Origin of the sequence: Limnobaculum xujianqingii, assembly GCF_013394855.1 — a bacterium.
Lineage (GTDB): Bacteria > Pseudomonadota > Gammaproteobacteria > Enterobacterales > Enterobacteriaceae > Limnobaculum > Limnobaculum xujianqingii.
The window spans coordinates 1626754-1646751 of the sequence record NZ_JABMLK010000002.1 but is presented as its reverse complement, the minus strand read 5'-3'; the positions used below and the strand labels follow the sequence as shown (position 1 = coordinate 1646751).

Sequence of the window (19998 nt, the reverse complement as noted above, 5' to 3'; positions counted from 1 at the left end):
ATAAAAGCCTATTTCCGCGGCTTTATGATGATCATGAACCGCATGCTGGAAAAACCTATGTGGATGCTGTTGCTGTTTTCACTGTGCGTTATGAGCCTGGTCTATGTTAACCATTCGGTTTGGGATCTACCGGTAGCGGTGGTCGATCTGGACCACAGTTCCGCCAGCCGCATGGTTACCCGCAGTCTGGATGCCAGCTCTAAAATTGCAGTGCGAAGTTACAGCAACACAGAAGAGGCACAACAAGATTTAGCCGCCCGTAAGCTATTTGCCGTGGTGGTGCTGCCGCACAATATGGAAAAACGCATCCTGCATGGAGAGAACGTTACTATTCCTGCTTATGGCGATGCCACCAACCGGCTGGCTAACGGCCAGATAGAGCAGGATGTCATCAGCGCCTATCGCGCCATGACCCTCTCTTATAACAGTGAGATCCTGATGAACAATGGGTTTACCCCGGTTCAGATTCAGCGCATTCTCTCGCCGATCAACGCCCAGAGTATCGATTTATTTAACCCCGGTATCAGTTTTGCGGCTATTACCTTCCCCGGCCTGATGGTGATGCTGTTACAGCACACGCTGTTGATTGCCGGTACACGCACCAGTATTGTGTTGCATACCCTGCCGCAGGGAAAACCACCGCTGCCGGTCTATTTGGGCTGCCTGTCGGCGTTAATCCCTATCTGGCTATTTTTATCGGTGATTCTGTTTGTGGTCTGGCCAATGCTGTTGGGGTATCGACAGACCGCCAGCATACCCGAGATCCTGTTGCTTACCTTCCCGTTTATTCTGGCGACTTTAGGTTTTGCCAAGCTGATTACCGAATGCTTACGTAGCGTTGAGCTGATTTACCTGACGTTAGCCATGGTCACTACGCCGGTATTCTATATTTCCGGCACTATCTGGCCATTGCAGTTGATGCCCAAATGGGTATGGTTTATTACCCATCTTCTGCCATCGACCTGGGCAACCAATGCCATAGCCAGTGTGAATCAGATGGGACTTTCCATTACCGAAGTGGGGGGAGACGTAGTGATGCTATTAGTGCTGGGTGCCAGTTATGCCACGTTGGGCTGGCTGGTGGGTGCGCTAAGAGATGGTCACCTGCGACGCTTTATTACCCACATGAGACACCGCTCGCACAAAAAACCGTAATACCAGTCGGTGCGAAGAGTTCCCCAAATAGGCTATTCAGCGTTTTGGGGACTCTCCATATGATATTTAATCTACTTAATCGCCTTCAAATTAAGCACTGCCGGATCCTGTTCATCCACTGATACGGTTACGCTATGTTGGGAATCCTGACCAATATAGGGTTCCGCTGCCACCAGCATATACGGGAACATATAGCGTAAATCACCGTTATCGTTATTACTGACAATTAATACGTCCCACAGTGGTTTTACCGTTTTATCTTTACGATAAATGCCCGCATCAATGGACTGTAAACGGATTAGCTTTCTGTACACAATGGATTGATAAACCATGGGTTCATAAGCCGGATATCCCAGCATTGGATAAGGGTAATAACCAAAACGGGAACCATAAAACGGTCCGACTCGTGGATACACAGGAGTATTCACAATCTCAGTATGAACCTGTGGTTCACTAACCCGATAGCTCAGGGAAATCAGCGCTTCAGCATCCTGCTGGTTTTTCACCTGTATATAACCTTGCTGATTGAGTACCACCGCTACCTGACGGGCATATTCTGCAAAATTCAGATCGTCATTAACTGACTGATAGTGGTCAGAGACAATGGCAAATTTCTTGTACTGGGTTGTCACATCTTTCGCCTTAATTGCACTGACCTGAACATATTCCGTATGGGCGCAGCCGGAAAGCACGCCAACCAACAACAGGGTGAAGACCATTTTCCAGTTCATAGACAGGCTCCCGACAGATAGATGACTAAAACGTCTTTGTTAATTATGACAACAAAATGGGGAAATGAATCATTGTCTTTACCAATAGACGATGAAATATTAACCAGACCTTCTCATAATTTGCTACAGAACAAACCTTGTAGACTGATTTGCTACAATTCATAATGCAACACCGCGTCAGGTCTGACGACATGTTCTCTTTCAGGCACTACATCACATACATATAAGGTTATCGAATAATGGAAAGACGCAATTTTCTTAAAAGTGCAGCTATCTTATCCACTGCGGGACTGATTACTCCGGTTATGGCCTCTACTACCACCGCAACGCCCTCAACAGAACAGTGCGCCAGTGAAGGTCGCCGTCGTTTTACTATGACTCAGACCTATAACGTGATTGCTCCGGAAGGGTCTGAAGGCGTAGTAAAAGTCTGGATCCCGGTGCCGGAAGATACCCACTTTCAACAGTTGCGTAAAATAACCTTTAAAGGCAACTACAAAGACGCCTGGATCACTGCGGACAACAGCTACGGAGCTAAAACCCTGTTTGCGACCTGGCCTGATGCCAAAAGTAAAATGGAAATGACCGTCGAGATGGATATCGAAACCCTTGACTGGGAACCGATGAAAACTGGCGATCTGAAAACCTATCGTGCACCAAAAGAGATCCGTTATCCGGTGGATGTCGGGCACTATCTGAAATCTACCAAACACATGCCAACTACCGGCATTGTTAAGCAAACTTCCGATAAAATTGTCGGTTCTGAAACCGATCCACTGAAAAAGGCCCATCTGATCTATCTGTGGGTTAGCGCCAATATGTTCCGCGATAACAGCGTTATTGGTTGTGGTACTGGTGATGTGGCAACTATTCTGGAAAGCGGTAAGTTAGGTGGTAAATGTACCGATATCAACTCCGTATTTGTTGCTCTGGCTCGTGCTGCAGGCATTCCTGCCCGTGAAATGTTTGGTATTCGTTTAGGCAAATCCATCAAACTGGATAAATATTCCAAAACGGCATTCGGCAGCGCTGACGAAAGCGGCGTAGCTAAAATCAGCGGTGGTCAGCACTGCCGGGCAATGTTCTATCTGGCGGGCTATGGTTGGTTACCGGCCGACCCGGCAGACGTTACCAAAATGCGCCTGACAGAGAAAAAAGAACATAGTGATCCTGCTGTTCAGGCCGTCAATGATTACCTGTTTGGCAACTGGGAAATGAACTGGGTTGGCTTTAACTATGGCCGCGACTTCGATTTATCTCCGGAAGCAGAACAAGCTCCGATTAATAACTTTGGCTATCCGTATGCGGAAGTCGATGGTGACCCGTTAAACTACTATGAGCCAAAAGTCTTTGCTTATGACTACCAGTCAAAAGAGCAACGCTAAGGGTTTTCTGGCCACGCTGGCGGCGGCGATTGCTGCCGCGGTGGCCTCAAGCCTGTGTTGTATTGGGCCATTAATTTATCTGGTGTTTGGCGTTTCCGCTGCCGGACTATCGGGTATTGAAAAGTTGGGCTGGTTACAGTTCCCGATGATTGCGGTTTCAACCGTGCTAATCGTTATGGGGTTCTGGCGGCTCTATTTTTCCCGCAAGCCGTTTTGTAGTGGCTCTATTAGCCGTTTTCAGATGTTATGTATGTACTGGATTGCCGTACCCATCGTACTGGCCTTTCAGCTTTATCCCTTTGTTTTACCGTGGTTACTGGAGGTATTGGAATGAAACGCTTAATGTTTCTGGCCCTGTTTTTGTTTTCCCCTTTGATTTGGGCCGAAAATATTCAGGTGACCATTGATGTAAAAGGCATGACCTGCCCGCTTTGCGTCTCTTCAGTTAATCAGGCGCTGCGTAAAACTGATGGGGTGATTAAGGCTAAAGCCTCACTGAAAACTCAGCAGGCTGAAGTGCTTGTACCGGAAGGATTTAATACTGATGAATTGCTGAAATCTGTTGATAAGACCGGTTACAAAGGCAGTATTAATAAAGTGGTTAAGCAATCCTGACTCCTCGTTTATAGCCGCCATACGTAATGGCATGGCGGCTATTTATTTTCTCATCGATTCTCGCTGTTTTTTTCAAGTTTTTGCTGTTTTTTTATCCGCTTAATATTGAAATTGCCTGTTTTCTCTCCATCCCCCACACAATGGGGCTGTCACGCCAATTCCCTTCGAAAATTATGGTCTACACTTTAGCTTATCGGAGAGCTATTTCGTTTCCCTTTCCGTAATTTCTGAGGTGGTGAGACCCGGATAATTTCTCTTTTATTAAGACATAATCAAAAAAGCAGGCGAGCAATGAAAAATACAAACGATCCATCGGCTAAGCGCCGCAAATGGAGTGTGCTATGGATATTAATCATAGGCATTATTCTGGGTGCGGTTTTATTGGGCGGCTCAGCGTACGTGATGCATAAAACCAGCGATACCGCATTTTGCGTATCCTGTCATACCATGCAGCAGCCACTGGCAGAATATCAGGGCAGCGTACACTTTCAGAATACCAAAGGTATTCGGGCTGAATGTTCTGACTGTCACGTTCCTCATCAACCGGTCGATTACCTTCTGACCAAAGTCGCAGCCTTAAAAGATGTTTACGGTGAAATGACCGGAAAGATCGATACGCCAGAAAAATATAATGCCCATAAACTGGAGATGGCCCAAAAGGTCTGGAAAGAGTTTGAAGCTAATAACTCAGCCACCTGCCGCTCCTGCCATAGTTTTGAGGCCATGGATATCATTGCCCAAACGCCGGAAGCCCGCATGCAGCACCCGGTCGCTATTAAAGAAGGACAAACCTGTATCAGTTGCCATAAAGGGGTTGCCCATATCCTGCCGGATATGAGTTCTCTTGCTGCCGCGGGTGCATCCGAACTGTCTGACGCTGCCGCTAAAACACCGGAAAGCGCCACTAAGCTTTATACCATTGGTACCCAACCTTTCTACTTACAACCGGGTGAACAGCATAATGCCGGTAACCTGATGCCTTCCACCGAAGTGACTGTGGTCAAACGCGATGGGGATCGCGTGCTGGTTAACGTCACCGGCTGGCAGCAAGACGGGGTGAACGAAGTGCTGTATGCCGCAGAGGGTAAACGCATCCTTAGCGTACTGTTGGGTGATGAAGCCCGCACCACACTAAAAACACAAAGCACTGTAACCGATCCGGAGACCGGTCTGGTATGGCATCAGGCAGGCATTCAGGTATGGGTGGCGAAAAACCAGCTGATCGACGATCAGGAAAAAATCTGGCAGTACGCTTCTACCATGATGTCCACTAACTGTACCGGCTGCCACGGTTTAACCGCTCTCGATCGCTTTAATGCTAACCAGTGGATTGGGGTGGTCAAAGGCATGGCACCGAGAACTTCTCTGACCGAGGAGCAGCTACGCCTGTTGACTCAATACGTTCAGAAACACGCCAGCGATATGCAAAGCGCTCAACCTGCTAAATCTTAAGGAATAACAGAAATGAAAAAATATGATTCTGAAGATCGCAGCATTGATGAGCTGTCCGTGTTTGAACAACAGCCGCTGAAACTAAGCCGCCGCCGTTTTTTACTGGGTACCAGTGCTATGGCGGCAGTACCGTTGCTGAGCGGCCTGTGGCCGAAATCAGCGCTGGCAGAAGCCATCAGTCAGGCATTACCGCAGTTTGTGGCTCTGCGTCAGGCACAAAAAGGTATTCTCACCGCAGCCCATTGGGGCGCATTTGAAGCCATTGTAGAAAACGGCAAAATGGTAGGTGTTCAACCGGTGAGTGATGATCCTTATCCTAATGAACTGGTTACTATGGCGCCTTATCAGGTTCATGCCAAAAACCGCATCAAATATCCAATGGTGCGTAAAAGCTGGCTGGAACATGGTCCGGGGAGTCATCCTGAACTGCGTGGCAATGATGAATGGGTACGGGTTAGCTGGGACAAAGCGCTGGATTTAGTCAGTGGACAAATCGCTCGCCTGCAAAAAGAGTTCGGTCCACAGTCAATCTATGCCGGTTCTTACGGCTGGAAAAGCGTCGGCATGCTCCACAACTCCCGCACCTTACTACAGCGCCTGATGAACCTGAGCGGCGGTTTTCTTGGCTATGCCGGTGACTACTCAACCGGCGCAGCACAGGTGATCATGACCCACGTGGTTGGTTCAATGGAAGTGTATGAACAGCAAACCGCATGGCCAAATGTCATTGAAAACACCCAGCTGGTTGTGATGTGGGGTTGTAATCCAATGGTGACTCTGAAAAACAGCTGGAACGTGCCGGATCACTACGGTCAAACCGGATTTGAAGCGCTGAAAAAGAAAGGCACCCGCATTATCAGCATCGATCCAGTGCATAACGACAGCGCTAAATTTGTTAACGCCGAGTGGATTGCGCCTCACCCTTATACCGACAGCGCCATGCTATTAGGTATCGCCCATACGCTCCTGACAGAGAAATTACACAATCCGGACTTTATTAAAACTTATACTGTTGGCTTCGATAAGTTTGAACAGTACTTGATGGGCAAAACCGATGGTGAGGAAAAAACGGCTGAATGGGCTGAAGCTATTTGCGGTATTAAAGCGGATACCTTACGTCAGCTGGCCCGTGATATGGCTAAAAATCGCACCATGATTATGGGTGGTTGGGGCATACAGCGCCAGCATCATGGGGAACAACCACACTGGATGCTGGTTACCGTAGCCTCCATGCTGGGGCAAATTGGCCTACCGGGCGGCGGCTTTGGCTTTAGTTATCACTACTCTTCCGGCGGTAGCCCAACGGCTAAAGGCGGTATTGTTGCGGGTATCTCTGCGGGTAATGCACCGAAAAACGCACCAACACCTATTCCGGTGGCGCGTATTGCCGAGTGCTTAACCAGTCCTGGTAAAACCGTTGATTTTAATGGTAATAAAGTGACCTACCCGGACGTAAAAATGATCTACGTTTCCGGCGGTAACCCATTCCATCAGCATCAGGACACCAATAATCTGCGCAAGGCATACAGCCATGCAGAAACCGTCGTAGTAAATGAACCTTACTGGACGGCTACCGCAAAACATGCAGATATCGTATTTCCGGTAACCACCAGCTATGAGCGTAACGATCTGGAGATGGGAGGCGATTACTCTCAACTGTACGTGTTCCCAATGCACCAATGCGTACCGCCACAGTTCGAATCACGTAATGACTTCGATATTTTTGCCGGTTTAGCCGATCGTCTGGGAGTACACGATGCCTTTACCGAAGGGAAAGACGAAACCCAATGGCTGAAAGGTATGTATGACGACATGAAACTGCAAGCCCGTAATGCCAAAGTGGCTTTGCCGCCGTTTGATATGTTTTGGGCATCCAATAACTATGTACGTTTCCCGGTGCCGGAAGCCAATACCCAATGGGTGCGTTTTGCCGATTTCCGGGAAAACCCACTGTTGAATCCTCTGGGTACACCATCCGGTAAGATCGAGATCTTCTCCGATACTATCGCCAAAATGAATTATGCCGACTGTAAAGGCCACCCAAGCTGGATGCCTCCGCACGAGTGGTATAAAGCCGAGATAGCAGAAAAGTATCCGCTATCCCTCAATACTGCTCACGCCACCAACCGGCTGCATTCCCAGTTGGATAACACCCCACTGCGTGAGAAGCATGCGGTAGCCGACCGGGAAGCTATTCTGATTAACCCGCAGGATGCGGAGAAACGCGGCATTAAAAATGGCGATCTGGTTCGGGCATTTAACGATCGTGGGCAAATTCTGGTGGGTGCGATTGTCAGCGACGATATTCGTATCGGCGTAGTACGCATCAGTGAAGGTGCCTGGTTCGATCCAGCCGATCCTGGTGAAGATAAATCTTTATGTAAAAACGGTAACGTTAACTGCCTGACCTTTGATATTGGCTCATCCAGTCTGGCTCAGGGTAACTGCGGCCAAATGGCTCAACTGGAAATTGAGAAATATACCGGGCCGGTTCTTAAAAACACCGCGCATGATGTGCCGATGGGGGCATAGTCGGATACAGATTTACTCAATTTGTATGCAAAAACACCGGGGAAATCCCGGTGTTTTTTTATCTCAACGCAGAGCGATATATCCACTCTCTGAGATGATATATCGCTAACTAACGCCTGAATAATGCGGCTAAAATCCTTCTCAAACTTACATCTCCACCACAATCACACTTGCCAATGTTTCCCACTGACTCCATGCATTCACTAACCCCACCACAGCCCTGGCCGCATTGACTCTGCTTCTTCGGTTTATTTGGCTTATTTTGCTCTTCGGTGCAATTTCCCATGCCTGAAATGTATTGCAGGTTAGCCTGACGACAGCGCATAAACTGGCGCGGCATGGCACTGAATAAAGCCAATACGCCACAACGTTGCACCACTTTTAGTGCATAGCCTGAACAAGAATCTTTGCCGGTCATATAACGATAGGCACAACAGAAGCCCTTATGGGGTGAAATTCGCTGTTGGTAAAATTTAATCATGCCTGTCGCTATTTGTCTGGCTAACATGAAATCCTGTCCCTTCCCTGAAATCATTTCCCATAAAGAGAAACATAATATAAAACAAAAAGATGTGATACAGAAAATATCAATCTATAGATTGATAATCAATGATGGCCAGATAACCTCTGGCCATTTGCATAACGTGATTACTCAGGGTTCAATCTGCTGATTTATCTCCCCTTCCGCGCTATAAAGCATTCGGAATAATGCCTCCATCTTTTCATGCAAAATAAACTGCAAAGATTCCTTTACTGATGCTTCATTAACCTTGAGCACCGCGCTGGCAAGCGCCAGACACTGTTCCGCCAGTTCCAGAGGATCGTTGGGGGCAGAATCGATCAGATTAAGCATGATAGCGCCCTCCTGCTTCTGCATAATCTACTGAAACAGAGGATCGTTTTTCCGATCCGGATCTGAAACTGGATCGAGGGTGAGGTATAAATTCAGAGTGAGTTTGGGTATGCTTCTTAATAGCCATGATAGTTACCTTGTATAACGTTGTGGTCAGAGACCCCGTATGTGTTCCTAGCACTGCGGGGTTTCGCTTTTTAAGCCAACCCATAAAAAGCGGTTAACAAACACACGGTATAGTTGTACCGCAAACCGGTCAACATGCTTACTGCTCAATATGTTGGATTATGGGGATGGTTCGCAGAAGTTTGAGAATGGGGAGGAATTTGCACTTCATCGCCAGGTGATTCAATATGGTTAAATGTTAATATCCCCAAAACCACCACACGGAAGTCCCTCATGAGCAACCAGGAAAAACCTGTCAGTAATAAACGCTATATCATAGAAACCTTATTACTTACCCTGATTGGGCTACCAGTTCTGATTCAGGCAGCGAGCATTGCAATCAGCATGTTGATTCCGAATTTTCTGATTGTTATTGCTCTCGCGTCACTGGTTATTTTTCTGCCAGGATTTTGGTGGGCGCGGAAAAAGAATTTACCAACCAGCTTTCTGCCTCGTTATCTGCCCGTATTAGCTCCGTTAATATACTGTCTATTAACCTGGGCTATTGTCATGGCTATCAGCAAAGGCGATTTTACTCATCTGCTATTTGGCGATTTGATGATTCTATTCATCCCCTTTATGGCAACAAACATTATTGCTTTTTTCAGCGGAAGCCTGTGGATACTGTTTCTGACGCCTGTAGTTTGCTATATCAGCTTTGCTTCAGGTCTTGCCATTGGCGCAAAAAAATCGGGCAGAGTGACGACAATCGTCCGGGGCCGATTACCTGTTTTGAGTTTATGTGGTGTATTGCTGGTTATTATCGCCTTTCAGGGCTATCAGCGTGAAACCCATTTAGTCACAGAAAACCGTGAAATTACCATTAACGAAACCATTAGCCTGTGGGACTATGCACCGTTTAAAACCAAAGATAATCGGCTTACACCTCTTTCTTTACCAGCCACAATAGCTATCGACAAAGACTGGCCGCGAATTGATGGTGCTACTGCCGCCTATCCGGTTTACGCATCAGCAGTTCAGGCGCTGTATAAAGGATTGGATGAGAGTTCAGTGGCCCCTTATATCAGCAGCCGTCGTACTCCGGAAGCATACAAAGCTCTGATTGCCGGTGAAACTGACTTAATTTTTGTTGCCCAGCCATCAGAACAGCAAAAGAAACTGGCCGCAGAAAATGGCCTGACGCTAACTATGATTCCTTTTGCGCGGGAGGCTTTCGTATTTATCGCTCATAAAGATAACCCCGTGAAGAATTTATCCGTTGAGCAAATACGCGCTATCTATTCTGGTCAGATAACTAACTGGCAGGCGGTCGGTGGTCAAAATATCAATATTATCCCTTACCAACGACCGGAGGGTTCCGGTAGTCAAACCACCATGCTGGCCAAAGTGATGCAAGATACCGTCATGCGCAAACCGCTGGAGTCGGAGATGGCACAAGGGATGGGCGGCATTATTCGTCGGGTAGCGAATTATCAAAACACGACCAATGCTCTCGGTTATTCATTTCGTTATTACGCCAGCCAGATGAATCATAACGATCGGCTACAACTATTATCGGTTAACGGTATTGCGCCAACGGCGGAAAATATTCGCAATGGCAGTTATCCGTTTAGCGTTAGCGTTTATATGGTTACTGCCCGTCAACCCACGGCAAATACTCAAAAACTAATGGACTGGTTCCTCAGCTCACAAGGGCAAAAGCTAATAGAAGATGTTGGATATGTACTTATCGGAGCAACTCACTAATTCTGAGCCATGCTATCGACTCAAGACAATGGAGGTTATTTAAATGAGTTATACCGTCGAACTGATCTGCGTTCCGCTACCCGATTCTGACAAACAGGCTTGGGTGAAAATCTTCCAGCTCAGAGAGGAATATTATGATGATGAAAGAGAAAAATCCTCTGCTCTTCTGGAACTGCATAAAAAATTAACCGCTCGCTATTCCTGCTTATGTGACTGTAGCGATGATGAAGTCGATGATTGCCCGTGGGCTGATGGGCCAATGATCAATAATTTCGGTCATGAAATGGGGATGCTGGCTATTTCGTTCTCACGCGTTGAGGAAGTGCTCCCCTTTATCATTGAAACGGCACTTGCACTCAATATCATTGTGGCAGATGCTCAAAGCAACGAGATACATCGTGTTTTACCTCTCAAGAAACCTCACCAAAAACCCTGGTATCGATTTTGGTAATTTCGAATAATCCCTAATTAAGCAAAAGAAAAAGGCGCTTTATTTAAAATAAAGCGCCTTTATATAAGATATTGGAGTCGGCCGTTAAGCCGGGTTCTGTCGTGGACAGTCATTCATCTAGGCCAGCAATCGCTCACTGGCTCAAGCAGCCTACCCGGGTTCAGTACGGGCCGTACCATGTGAACCCCTATTTGGCCTTGCTCCGGGTGGAGTTTACCGTGCCACGGTCTGTTGCCAGCCGCGCGGTGCGCTCTTACCGCACCCTTTCACCCTTACCTGATCCCACTTGCGTGGGCCATCGGCGGTTTGCTCTCTGTTGCACTGGTCGTAGGCTTGCGCCTCCCAGGCGTTACCTGGCACCCTGCCCTATGGAGCCCGGACTTTCCTCCCTTCCACCCGTCTCCCCAAAGGGACTACGGTGAAACGGCGACTGTCTGGCCGACTCCGGCGCGGAGTATACCCGTGATAGCCACAATAAGCCAGAACGCAAACCAACACGGTTTGATCAATTCCTGCTGGTAACTAGCAAAAACTACTCGTCTTCCTCTTTGCCCTGCTGTTGATCCAGCGCGTAGCGATATAACGCATTTTTCTTTACACCATGAATTTCAGCCGCCAAAGCCGCGGCCTTTTTCAACGGTAATTCTTTCTGCAACAGTGCCAGCGTACGCAGTGATTCAGCAGAAAGCTCACTTTCGTTTTCTGCTTTATAACCTTCAACAATTAATACCATCTCACCTTTACGGCGCACTTCATCTTCTTTCACCCAAGCCAGCAATTCACCCACCGGTGCGCCATAAATATTTTCCCAGGTTTTGGTTAATTCCCGAGCTAATACCACATAGCGCTGTGGCCCCCAAACGGTGATCATGTCCTGCAGGCTATCCAGCAAGCGATGTGTCGACTCGTAGAAGATCAGTGTTCTGGGTTCATTTTCCAAATCACGCAACACATCACAACGCGCTTTAGTTTTAGCCGGTAAAAAACCTTCATAACAAAAACGATCGGAAGGAAGGCCCGCCGCCGACATGGCTGTAATCGCCGCGCAAGCCCCGGGCAGCGGGATAACCCGGATATTTTCTTCCCTACAACGACGTACTAAATGGTAGCCCGGATCGTTAATTAATGGCGTACCAGCATCAGAAACAAGCGCTATACTGTGTCCATCTTTCAATTTTGTGATTAAAATGTCTGCCTTAGATTGCTCATTGTGATCGTGCAGTGCAAAAAGTTGTGCATTAATGGCAAAATGCTGTAATAGCAGACCAGTGTGTCGGGTATCCTCTGCCGCAATAAGGGAGACACTACCCAGTACGTCCAGCGCTCTTTGAGTAATATCGCCAAGGTTACCGATGGGAGTGGGCACCACATAAAGGGTCGAGGATAGAATAGCGACTTGATTGTGTTGACTCATGGTTTCATCCGGGTGGCCGTTTAATATTAACGATCTCAAGATTATAAATAAATTGGATACAGCATGCGTTTAACTACATACCTTCGTACTAAGGCAAGCCAGGCTCTGCCAGTAGTACTGGCTACGCTGTTTTTGGTAGGATGCCAAAGTTTAAATAACTCACAGAACAGTATTCAGGGTGAACTGACTCAACCATCAGCGCACTACTTGCAACTCGCCGCCGAAAGCAACGGCGATGCTCAGATAAACTGGAAGCTGTTAGCCATTCGCGCGCTGATTATGGAAAATGACACCAAACAGGCGCTGAATATACTACAAGAACTCCCCGAGATGCTGACTGTTGCTCAGGATCAAGAGCGACTCCTGTTACGTGCCGAGCTGGCTGCGAAGCAACAGGATAGCAAAGGTATGTTCCAGTGGCTAAAAAACATTAACCTCAACGGCTTATCTGACGTACAGAAAGCCCGTTACTATCGGGTAGAAATACAGGCAAATCAGGGCCGTGACCCGGTAGCTCAATTACGCGCCTATATTAATCTGGAGCCTCTGGTCACCGAAGGTGAAAAACAAAAGGTTATCGATCAAACCTGGAACCTGTTAAATCGGTTTACCATGCCAATGCTCACCGCGCTGAATGTTGATGCGAATGAAAATACGCTCAGCGAGTGGCTTGAATTGCTGCAAACCTACCAGAACAATAAAGCAGACAACAGCATGCTTCAGTCTGCGGTTAAGGATTGGCAGAGTCGTTACAGTCGCCACCCGGCATCTAAAATGTTACCTGCGCCACTGGCTCGCGCATTAGGTTTCCAAAAAGCTGACACTTCAGCTACTAATATCGCGCTATTGCTACCGCTGACCGGCTCAGGCAGCAAGTTCAGCCCGGCAATTCAGGAAGGTTTTAACACGGCGAAATCACTGAGTACTACAGGTGCTGGTACACAGGTCAAAGTTTACGATACCGGCAGTAAACCTGTAGAAGAGCTTCTGGCTCAAGCCGAACAAGACGGCGCATCAGTTATCGTTGGGCCATTAATCAAAACTGAGGTAGAAAAGCTGGCTCAGTCACCGTCAACGCTAAATATGCTGGCGCTGAATCAACCAGAGAAGCTGTCAGATCGTCCAAATATTTGCTATTTCGCTCTGTCACCAGAAGATGAAGCCGCTGATGCCGCTCGCCATATCAATGCTCAGGGTAAAACTTCTCCATTGATTATCGCACCACGTGGAAATCTCGGCGATCGCGTAGCCCGTGCCTTTGCCGATCAGTGGAGTCAGTTTGGTGGTAATTCTGCTCGCGTTCAATATTTCTCTAACCAGACAGGTCTGAGAGACGCTCTGAGTGGTGGTCGCGGTATGAGTGCTGAAGGTCAGCCAATTACCCTTTCATCAGGTGTAACCGGCACGATCAGTGGCCCGGTGGATGCTATCTATATCGTGGCAACACAACCAGAACTGGCGTTGATTAAACCAATGCTGGATATGTCTAAAGCCTCTAAATCCGCCGGTTTATACGCCAGCTCTCGTAGCTATCAGGCAAGTGCCGGCCCGGATTTCCGCTTTGAGATGGAAGGTCTTCAGTTCAGTGAAATTCCAATGCTGGTTGGGCTTTCTCCGGCAATTTCCCAAGGTGCAAGTAAATATAGTAGCGACTATACCCTGGCTCGCCTTTACGGTATGGGAGCAGATGCTTGGGAACTTGCGAACCACTTCTCAGAAATTAGTCAGTTACCTGACTTCAAACTTTCGGGTTCCACAGGCATACTCAGTGCAGACAATAACTGCGTGGTTCACCGTCAATTACCATGGATACAATACCGTCAGGGACAGCTGGTCCCGGTAAAATAACCCACTATCAGGTTGGTACGCGCTATGAAGCCATAGCGCGTCGCCATCTTGAGCGTTCAGGTTTGCACTTTGTCACTGCTAACGTTAAGTTTCGCGGTGGTGAGCTGGACTTGATTATGCAGGACGGTGATATTCTGGTATTTGTAGAAGTACGTTATCGGCAGAATTCACACTTTGGTCACGCCACCGACTCTATTACCTGGCATAAACGGCAACGTTTGCTTTATGCTGCTTCCCGCTGGTTAGCACAACATCAATTATGTCTGGAAACAACAAACTGTCGGTTCGATGTTTTAGCCATTACCGGTAATCAGTTACAATGGTTGCCGAACGCGTTCAATGCCGATGGTGACACTTAGCGACCTCTTCGGCCTAACAAGCAAAACAAAAGCAGAACTCATACTATGTTAGAAAGAATTAAAGGCTGTTTTACCGAAAGCATCCAAACACAAATAGCAGCGGCAGAAGCCCTGCCAGACTCCATATCCCGCGCGGCGATGAGTATCGTTCAGTCGTTACTAAATGGAAACAAAGTGCTGACCTGTGGCAATGGTGCTTCCGCCGCTAATGCTCAACATTTTGCTGCCACACTAATCCATCGTTTTGAGGCTGAACGTCCCAGCTTACCTGCTTTGGCCCTGAGCGCAGACACCATCACCCTTACCGCTATTAATAATGGTGGCATGAAAGATGAAGGTTATGCTAAACAGGTACGAGCGCTGGGACAAGCCGGTGATATTTTAGTGGCGATTTCAAGCCGTGGTAACAGCCGGGATATCATCAAAGCAGTTGAAGCCGCAGTAACCCGGGATATGACTATTATCGCTCTGACGGGCTCTGACGGCGGTGAACTGGCTGGTTTACTGGGCCTGCAGGATGTTGAAATACGTATTCCCTCTCATCGGGCAGCCCGAATACAAGAAATGCATATGCTAATTATCAATTGTCTTTGCGATCTTATTGATTACACCCTATTCCCTCACCAGGATGACTGAAGGAGCTTTTTGAATGAAAATCCGTAACCTTACTGTGTTGGCTATGTTACTGAGTACTACCATGCTAAGCGGCTGTGTGGCTGTGGTTGCCGGTAGCGCAGCAGTAGCCACTAAAACCGCTACCGATCCACGTACAGTCGGCACACAGGTAGATGATGTAACACTAGAAGCCCGTGTCAGTAACGCTATTGCGAAAGATCAAGAAATTAAACAAGAAGCCCGTATTGTCACTACCGCCTACCACGGTAGCGTTTTGTTAACCGGCCAGACCCCAAAAGCAGAGCTGGCTGAACGCGCAAAAAATATTGCTGTAGGTGTGGACGGGGCCCAGGAAGTTCATAACGCAGTTCGTGAAGGTAAACCGGTTGAAATTGGTACCGCTTCAAGCGATAGCTGGATCACCACTAAAATCCGCTCACAGCTTCTGACCAGTGATAAAGTAAAATCCAGCAATGTGAAAGTGGTTACTGAAAATGGTGAGGTCTTCCTGTTAGGCCTGGTGACTGAAGCCCAGGGTAAAGAAGCGGCGAAAGTTGCCAGCGAAGTCAGCGGCGTAAAACAGGTTATTACTGTATTTCAATACGTTAAATAATTCCCAACCTGGTATTGGCATCATTTAATTCAATACTTATAAAAGCATCATAACGGACATCAATATCCGTTATGATGCTTTTTTCAATGATACACCGCCGTTAACTCACTGATAAAAAGCTGAAACTTAACAATCATCACTCCGCACAACAATAAAGAATTCCTATGCTGGCTAAAAATGGTGACTTTTCAGGTCGGTTTCCTGTGAAATTTGCTATTTGTTGCTTATGCTTAAATTAATCATAAGCATAAGCAAACAGGGCATAAAATGAGTTCGGATAATAGCAGAATGGCCGATCTTCAAACATTTGAAGGTAAACCGACTGAACATATTAATAAGTTAATGGAAGTTTTAATGCCACTCGCTACCTTTAAATCCTATAAACAGTATCGAAATATCCAACTGATTAATCAGAGTGAACCACTGTGTATGTTGTTAACGGAAGGTAGCGCTACAGTATGTCGGAATAAGGATGGCCTGGTAGTAACCAATACTTACGCTCCGGCAATAATAGGTCTCGGCTCTTTGGGCATTAGTCAAAGTGAGTTTTTTTTACGTACAGAAACAGACGCTAAATTAGGATTAATACCCATAACGCTGGCACTGGAAATTATTCAACAACAGGACTTACTGATACATTTAATTTATTTACAGGCTTTCTTTATTCAAAGTTTGGGGGAGAGAGAGGCTCATCTATCGGGAATAACTATTTACGAATCAATATGCCTGCACCTGCTAAAACTAATGCAAGAGTCTGAAGAGATACGTCAAAATACCAGTGCCTACACCTACATTCAGGAACGCACCAACTTTTCCCGCAGCCGTATTATGAATATCTTGTCTGCCCTAAAACAAGGCGGATATATCAAAATTGAAAATGGGAAATTACAGTACGTAGGCAAGCTGCCAGAACGTTTTTAAACACTATCGGACTTATCCATTACCTTTCTTTTAGCTTCTGGTAACGTTGCCACACCCGATAAGCATATTTCATTCTTAGATCGTGACGTTTTTCACCCATTCCGGCATTGTAAGCGCCTACCGCTTCCCAGGTGTAACCATACTGACCAATCATTTCTGACAAAATGGAAGCACCGACCAATACAGAAATACAGGGATCGTTCACCAGCACATGCTCATCAACACCCAGTTTCTTCAGACGCGAAAAATGAGAACTGTTAATTTGCATCAAGCCAACATCATAACTTCCATTGTTATTGGAATTATAGGCATCGGCCTTCATACCCGACTCAACTTGTGCAATGGCATTTAACAACCGGGGATCGATATTGAAGTAACCCGCGGCTTCATCCCAGCAGGTTGCATAGCTTGTAGTGCTGATTGCCATGAATGCAAAGAAAGCTGCGATTTTCATTATGGGCTCTCCGGTACAGGGCTTACTATTTGCCAGTTATCGCCAACCCTGGCGATAACTGGTCTTAGTCAATCGTTAACGTTTATCCCAGGCGTCTTTCCAGTTAACGCCTTTACCCGGTTCATAAGCCCATGCTGCCTGACTACACCAGCCAGAGTAAGGATATGGCTTACACTCATAAATGCCGCCATCTTTCCCTAATACACGGGTTCCAGCTTTATATTTGCTGATATCTTTCGGATAGGCATATTGATAATCCCCCGATGGTGTAGGTGTAGGTGTAGGTTCAGCTTTTGGATTAATCTGTAACGTGGTATTTGCCGTTGCGCTCAGATTATTTTGATCCACAACCCGTACCGCCAGTTGATACCCCTTAGCCGCAGTCACTGATGGTGCAGTGATAGTCAACGTATTGGTACCTTGTCCGGTAACCTGAGTCAGTTCGCCTGGAATAGTCCAGTTCCAGTTTAGCTGCGCACTGGTACTATCAGGGTCGGAAGCCGTTGCAGTAATGACTACCTGACTGCCGCTTTGTACCTGCCAGCTTGGTGACAAGACTAACGTTGGTGCAATTGGCTGTGCCGCATTAATAACAGAAACAGTCGTCTCCGCATAAGCGCTGTGCTCCTGATCTTTAACCGTTAAACGGAACTTATAGGTCGCATGCTGTACCGGTTGTTCAACATTAAAGGTGGCTGTTGCCATATCGGCACCATTTAACGTAACTGCCGGGCCGCTGGTTTGCTCCCATTGATAGGTCAATGCATCACCATCCTGATCGGTAGAACCCGTACCGTCCAAAGTGATGGCTTGTGCTCCATCAACGGTCTGGCTAACTCCCGCATTAGCAACCGGAGGTACATTTCCGGTAACCGGAGGAACCGGCTGCCCACCACTGGTGGTAGTGAATGGTGCAAAGACTTTACTGTAGGCATATATTGGTGCCTGCTGCTCGGTCATCCCGCTATTCTCTGGCCCTACATATCCAGCAGTACCCGGTTGATCGCGGAACATTGACCAAATACCGATCATGCCGATATTACGATCTTTCGCCTGTTGGAAAACCATTCTGGCATCAGACATAAAGAATACTTCACCCTGAACGTCGTTATAGCCGATCATTGGTGTAGTACCTAACATTCCATTCACGGTAGCATCATCTTTCTCAGGCCAAATAGCTTTTACCTGAGTAAACAAGTTATCAATTGCTGATGTCGCACATTTACCGTGGATATTTTGTCCTTCAGTACCAGCTGACTGGCAAATGCTGTTACCGTAGTCCATGGTCATAACGTTAATACCCGCCAGATCCACGCCCTTAGCTTTAGCATCATTCAGTACATAGATCCCTTCCTGAGTTAATCCGGTTGGCAGAATTGGTAAGGTATACCAGATACCCACTTTACGACCTTCCTGACGCCAACGATCCTGTACTTTTTTCACTGCTTCATTACGTCGTTGAATCGACTCATTATCAGCAACCCAGTTACCTTCGATATCAAAATCCAGAACGTTAAGATTCAGGTTATCAACGATATCGTAGTATTGCTTCTGCAAATCATCTACGTTCTTACAAGCGGCTGCCAGCGGAGTGTTGTTTGCTCCACCGATAGATACCATTACATCACCACCTGCTTCACGTAACTCTTTAATCTTTCTGTATTGGGTATAGTCGTTAATGTTATAGGCTGTACCCCAGGTTGGCAGACAGGTGTTGTTATCTTTAGCCACAATAAAAGCCAACGTATAGTGGGTGATATTCTGGCTCTTTGACAATGAAGCCAAATCCGGAATACTGTTCAACGTAAAGTCAACATAAGGGGCATACACATGTTTTGGCCATGTGGCATTTGGCTTACCAACACGCTCTTTAGTACCGGTCCAGTCAATAAAAATTTCCCACAGGGTTTTATCATCCGGTTTCACCAAATGAACCTGAGCCTGAGAAACATAAGGAATATTTTGATATTTAACTAATGTCCCTGCCGGATACAGAGTTTGTAGATTCAACACAGGAGCTTTAGACAACTCCTGCTCAGTATAATTTTTGAGCGAACCAAGTGGCTTCCACGGACGACCATTATCGCCATCAGGACTTTGGTTAGCGGTGTTGGCCGGGTCATCCCCTACGGTATAGAACCAGGCCTCATAACCTTGACCATTAACAATAACTATTTCGCCGGTATCATAAATTTTACCCGCTTCCCATCCAGGGGCAGCAGCATAAGCTTTCCAGGGATTTGGTTTTGATGGCGTAAAAGTATTCGCAGCAATATCTGCCGTTGCCTTGTAGTTAGCTCCGCCAATACCGACTACGGTACCTTTAGTATAAGCTTGCGTTGCATCAAACTCAGGGGATACCGTAGCCGCTGCACCATTAGAAACATCACAAGTCGTTGGATTACCGTACTGGGTCATTTCCTGAGCAGTAGCCGTTCGCACTAAACGCCATGCATTACTGTCTGGATTTTGAATTGAGCTGGCAGGACAATCAGCAGCCCCAACCCACCAGGCATTAGAGTAAACATTACCAGAATATATTACCTGGAAAGTATCGCTTCCCTCTTGTCCACTCCAGGCTTCCAGCGCCATGGCCGATGAGGCCATGCTACAAAAGCCCAGCACCATGAACGCTTTCGATAGTAACTTCATCTTCATAATAAAAGCTCCGATTAAGAATGATTCTTTAGCCACTGGCAAAATGACCTGTCGGGAAATGGTGTGCAGT

At 46.9% G+C, this 19998-nt stretch carries 19 protein-coding genes and 1 other RNA gene; 13 read left to right on the top strand and 7 right to left on the bottom strand.

Going from position 1 to position 19998, the window contains the following annotated elements; genetic code table 11:
* Nucleotides 1-1155 (top strand): ABC transporter permease, encoded by a 1155-nt coding sequence (locus GOL65_RS21570; RefSeq protein WP_179038557.1) that lies wholly within the window; start codon nt 1-3, stop codon nt 1153-1155.
* A gap of 71 nt (nt 1156-1226) precedes the next feature.
* Here the strand turns inward: GOL65_RS21570 and GOL65_RS21565 are convergent, their stop codons facing one another.
* Nucleotides 1227-1886 (bottom strand): DUF4136 domain-containing protein, encoded by a 660-nt coding sequence (locus GOL65_RS21565; RefSeq protein ID WP_140920093.1) that lies wholly within the window; start codon nt 1884-1886, stop codon nt 1227-1229.
* Between the two features lie 239 nt (nt 1887-2125).
* Between GOL65_RS21565 and GOL65_RS21560 the strand changes: the two genes are divergently transcribed.
* The 5 genes from GOL65_RS21560 (at nt 2126) to torA (ending at nt 7870) form a co-directional block, all read left to right on the top strand.
* On the top strand, nt 2126-3271 hold the full coding sequence (locus GOL65_RS21560) for a transglutaminase-like domain-containing protein (protein ID WP_140920094.1): 1146 nt from the start codon (nt 2126-2128) through the stop codon (nt 3269-3271).
* Nucleotides 3243-3605, top strand: coding sequence for a mercuric transporter MerT family protein (locus GOL65_RS21555; protein ID WP_218652065.1), 363 nt, complete (start codon nt 3243-3245; stop codon nt 3603-3605). The genes GOL65_RS21560 and GOL65_RS21555 overlap by 29 nt, the downstream gene beginning before the upstream one ends.
* Entirely contained in the window at nt 3602-3886 is a 285-nt protein-coding gene (locus tag GOL65_RS21550) for a heavy-metal-associated domain-containing protein (RefSeq protein ID WP_140920095.1), read from the top strand. Before GOL65_RS21555 ends, GOL65_RS21550 begins: the two co-directional genes overlap by 4 nt.
* A gap of 291 nt (nt 3887-4177) precedes the next feature.
* Nucleotides 4178-5338, top strand: coding sequence for a NapC/NirT family cytochrome c (locus tag GOL65_RS21545; RefSeq protein WP_140920096.1), 1161 nt, complete (start codon nt 4178-4180; stop codon nt 5336-5338).
* A gap of 51 nt (nt 5339-5389) precedes the next feature.
* On the top strand, nt 5390-7870 hold the full coding sequence (torA, locus tag GOL65_RS21540) for a trimethylamine-N-oxide reductase TorA (protein WP_140920263.1): 2481 nt from the start codon (nt 5390-5392) through the stop codon (nt 7868-7870).
* Between the two features lie 109 nt (nt 7871-7979).
* Here torA and yidD read toward each other — a convergent pair whose 3' ends face one another.
* Together yidD and GOL65_RS21530 are read right to left on the bottom strand one after the other, a co-directional pair.
* Nucleotides 7980-8378: a membrane protein insertion efficiency factor YidD gene (gene yidD / locus GOL65_RS21535; RefSeq protein ID WP_179038528.1), complete on the bottom strand. Its 399-nt coding sequence runs from the start codon at nt 8376-8378 to the stop codon at nt 7980-7982.
* A 144-nt stretch (nt 8379-8522) separates the two neighbouring features.
* Nucleotides 8523-8723 carry a hypothetical protein gene (locus GOL65_RS21530; RefSeq protein WP_140920098.1) on the bottom strand — a complete coding sequence of 67 codons (201 nt, stop codon included), beginning with the start codon at nt 8721-8723 and terminating at the stop codon, nt 8523-8525.
* Nucleotides 8724-9122: 399 nt separating this feature from the next.
* Here GOL65_RS21530 and GOL65_RS21525 point away from each other — a divergent pair, with 399 nt between their 5' ends.
* Both GOL65_RS21525 and GOL65_RS21520 read left to right on the top strand, forming a co-directional pair.
* Complete coding sequence (locus tag GOL65_RS21525; protein ID WP_179038527.1) at nt 9123-10595, top strand: PstS family phosphate ABC transporter substrate-binding protein; 1473 nt, start codon at nt 9123-9125, stop codon at nt 10593-10595.
* 43 nt (nt 10596-10638) lie between these two features.
* Nucleotides 10639-11046: a hypothetical protein gene (locus GOL65_RS21520; protein WP_140920100.1), complete on the top strand. Its 408-nt coding sequence runs from the start codon at nt 10639-10641 to the stop codon at nt 11044-11046.
* A gap of 69 nt (nt 11047-11115) precedes the next feature.
* Here the strand turns inward: GOL65_RS21520 and rnpB are convergent.
* Both rnpB and rsmI read right to left on the bottom strand, forming a co-directional pair.
* Nucleotides 11116-11492: RNase P RNA component class A (gene rnpB, locus GOL65_RS21515), an RNA gene on the bottom strand.
* 86 nt (nt 11493-11578) lie between these two features.
* The gene (gene rsmI, locus GOL65_RS21510; RefSeq protein WP_140920101.1) at nt 11579-12460 is read right to left on the bottom strand and encodes a 16S rRNA (cytidine(1402)-2'-O)-methyltransferase; all 882 of its coding nucleotides are present in this window, start codon (nt 12458-12460) and stop codon (nt 11579-11581) included.
* Between the two features lie 63 nt (nt 12461-12523).
* Here rsmI and GOL65_RS21505 point away from each other — a divergent pair, with 63 nt between their 5' ends.
* From GOL65_RS21505 to GOL65_RS21485, 5 genes are all read left to right on the top strand, one after another.
* Nucleotides 12524-14308 (top strand): penicillin-binding protein activator, encoded by a 1785-nt coding sequence (locus tag GOL65_RS21505; RefSeq protein WP_140920102.1) that lies wholly within the window; start codon nt 12524-12526, stop codon nt 14306-14308.
* Nucleotides 14266-14667 (top strand): YraN family protein, encoded by a 402-nt coding sequence (locus GOL65_RS21500; protein WP_140920103.1) that lies wholly within the window; start codon nt 14266-14268, stop codon nt 14665-14667. Before GOL65_RS21505 ends, GOL65_RS21500 begins: the two co-directional genes overlap by 43 nt.
* A 45-nt stretch (nt 14668-14712) precedes the next feature.
* The gene (gene diaA / locus GOL65_RS21495; protein ID WP_140920104.1) at nt 14713-15303 is read left to right on the top strand and encodes a DnaA initiator-associating protein DiaA; all 591 of its coding nucleotides are present in this window, start codon (nt 14713-14715) and stop codon (nt 15301-15303) included.
* 13 nt (nt 15304-15316) lie between these two features.
* A complete protein-coding gene (gene dolP, locus GOL65_RS21490) occupies nt 15317-15895 on the top strand; it encodes a division/outer membrane stress-associated lipid-binding lipoprotein (RefSeq protein ID WP_179038526.1) in 579 nt (192 codons plus the stop codon).
* A gap of 267 nt (nt 15896-16162) precedes the next feature.
* Nucleotides 16163-16816 (top strand): winged helix-turn-helix transcriptional regulator, encoded by a 654-nt coding sequence (locus GOL65_RS21485; RefSeq protein WP_140920106.1) that lies wholly within the window; start codon nt 16163-16165, stop codon nt 16814-16816.
* Nucleotides 16817-16835: 19 nt separating this feature from the next.
* Here the strand turns inward: GOL65_RS21485 and iagB are convergent, their stop codons facing one another.
* Together iagB and GOL65_RS21475 are read right to left on the bottom strand one after the other, a co-directional pair.
* Entirely contained in the window at nt 16836-17270 is a 435-nt protein-coding gene (gene iagB, locus GOL65_RS21480) for a type III secretion system invasion protein IagB (protein ID WP_140920107.1), read from the bottom strand.
* A gap of 75 nt (nt 17271-17345) precedes the next feature.
* Entirely contained in the window at nt 17346-19928 is a 2583-nt protein-coding gene (locus GOL65_RS21475; protein ID WP_140920108.1) for a PKD domain-containing protein, read from the bottom strand.
* Nucleotides 19929-19998: the final 70 nt, after the last annotated feature.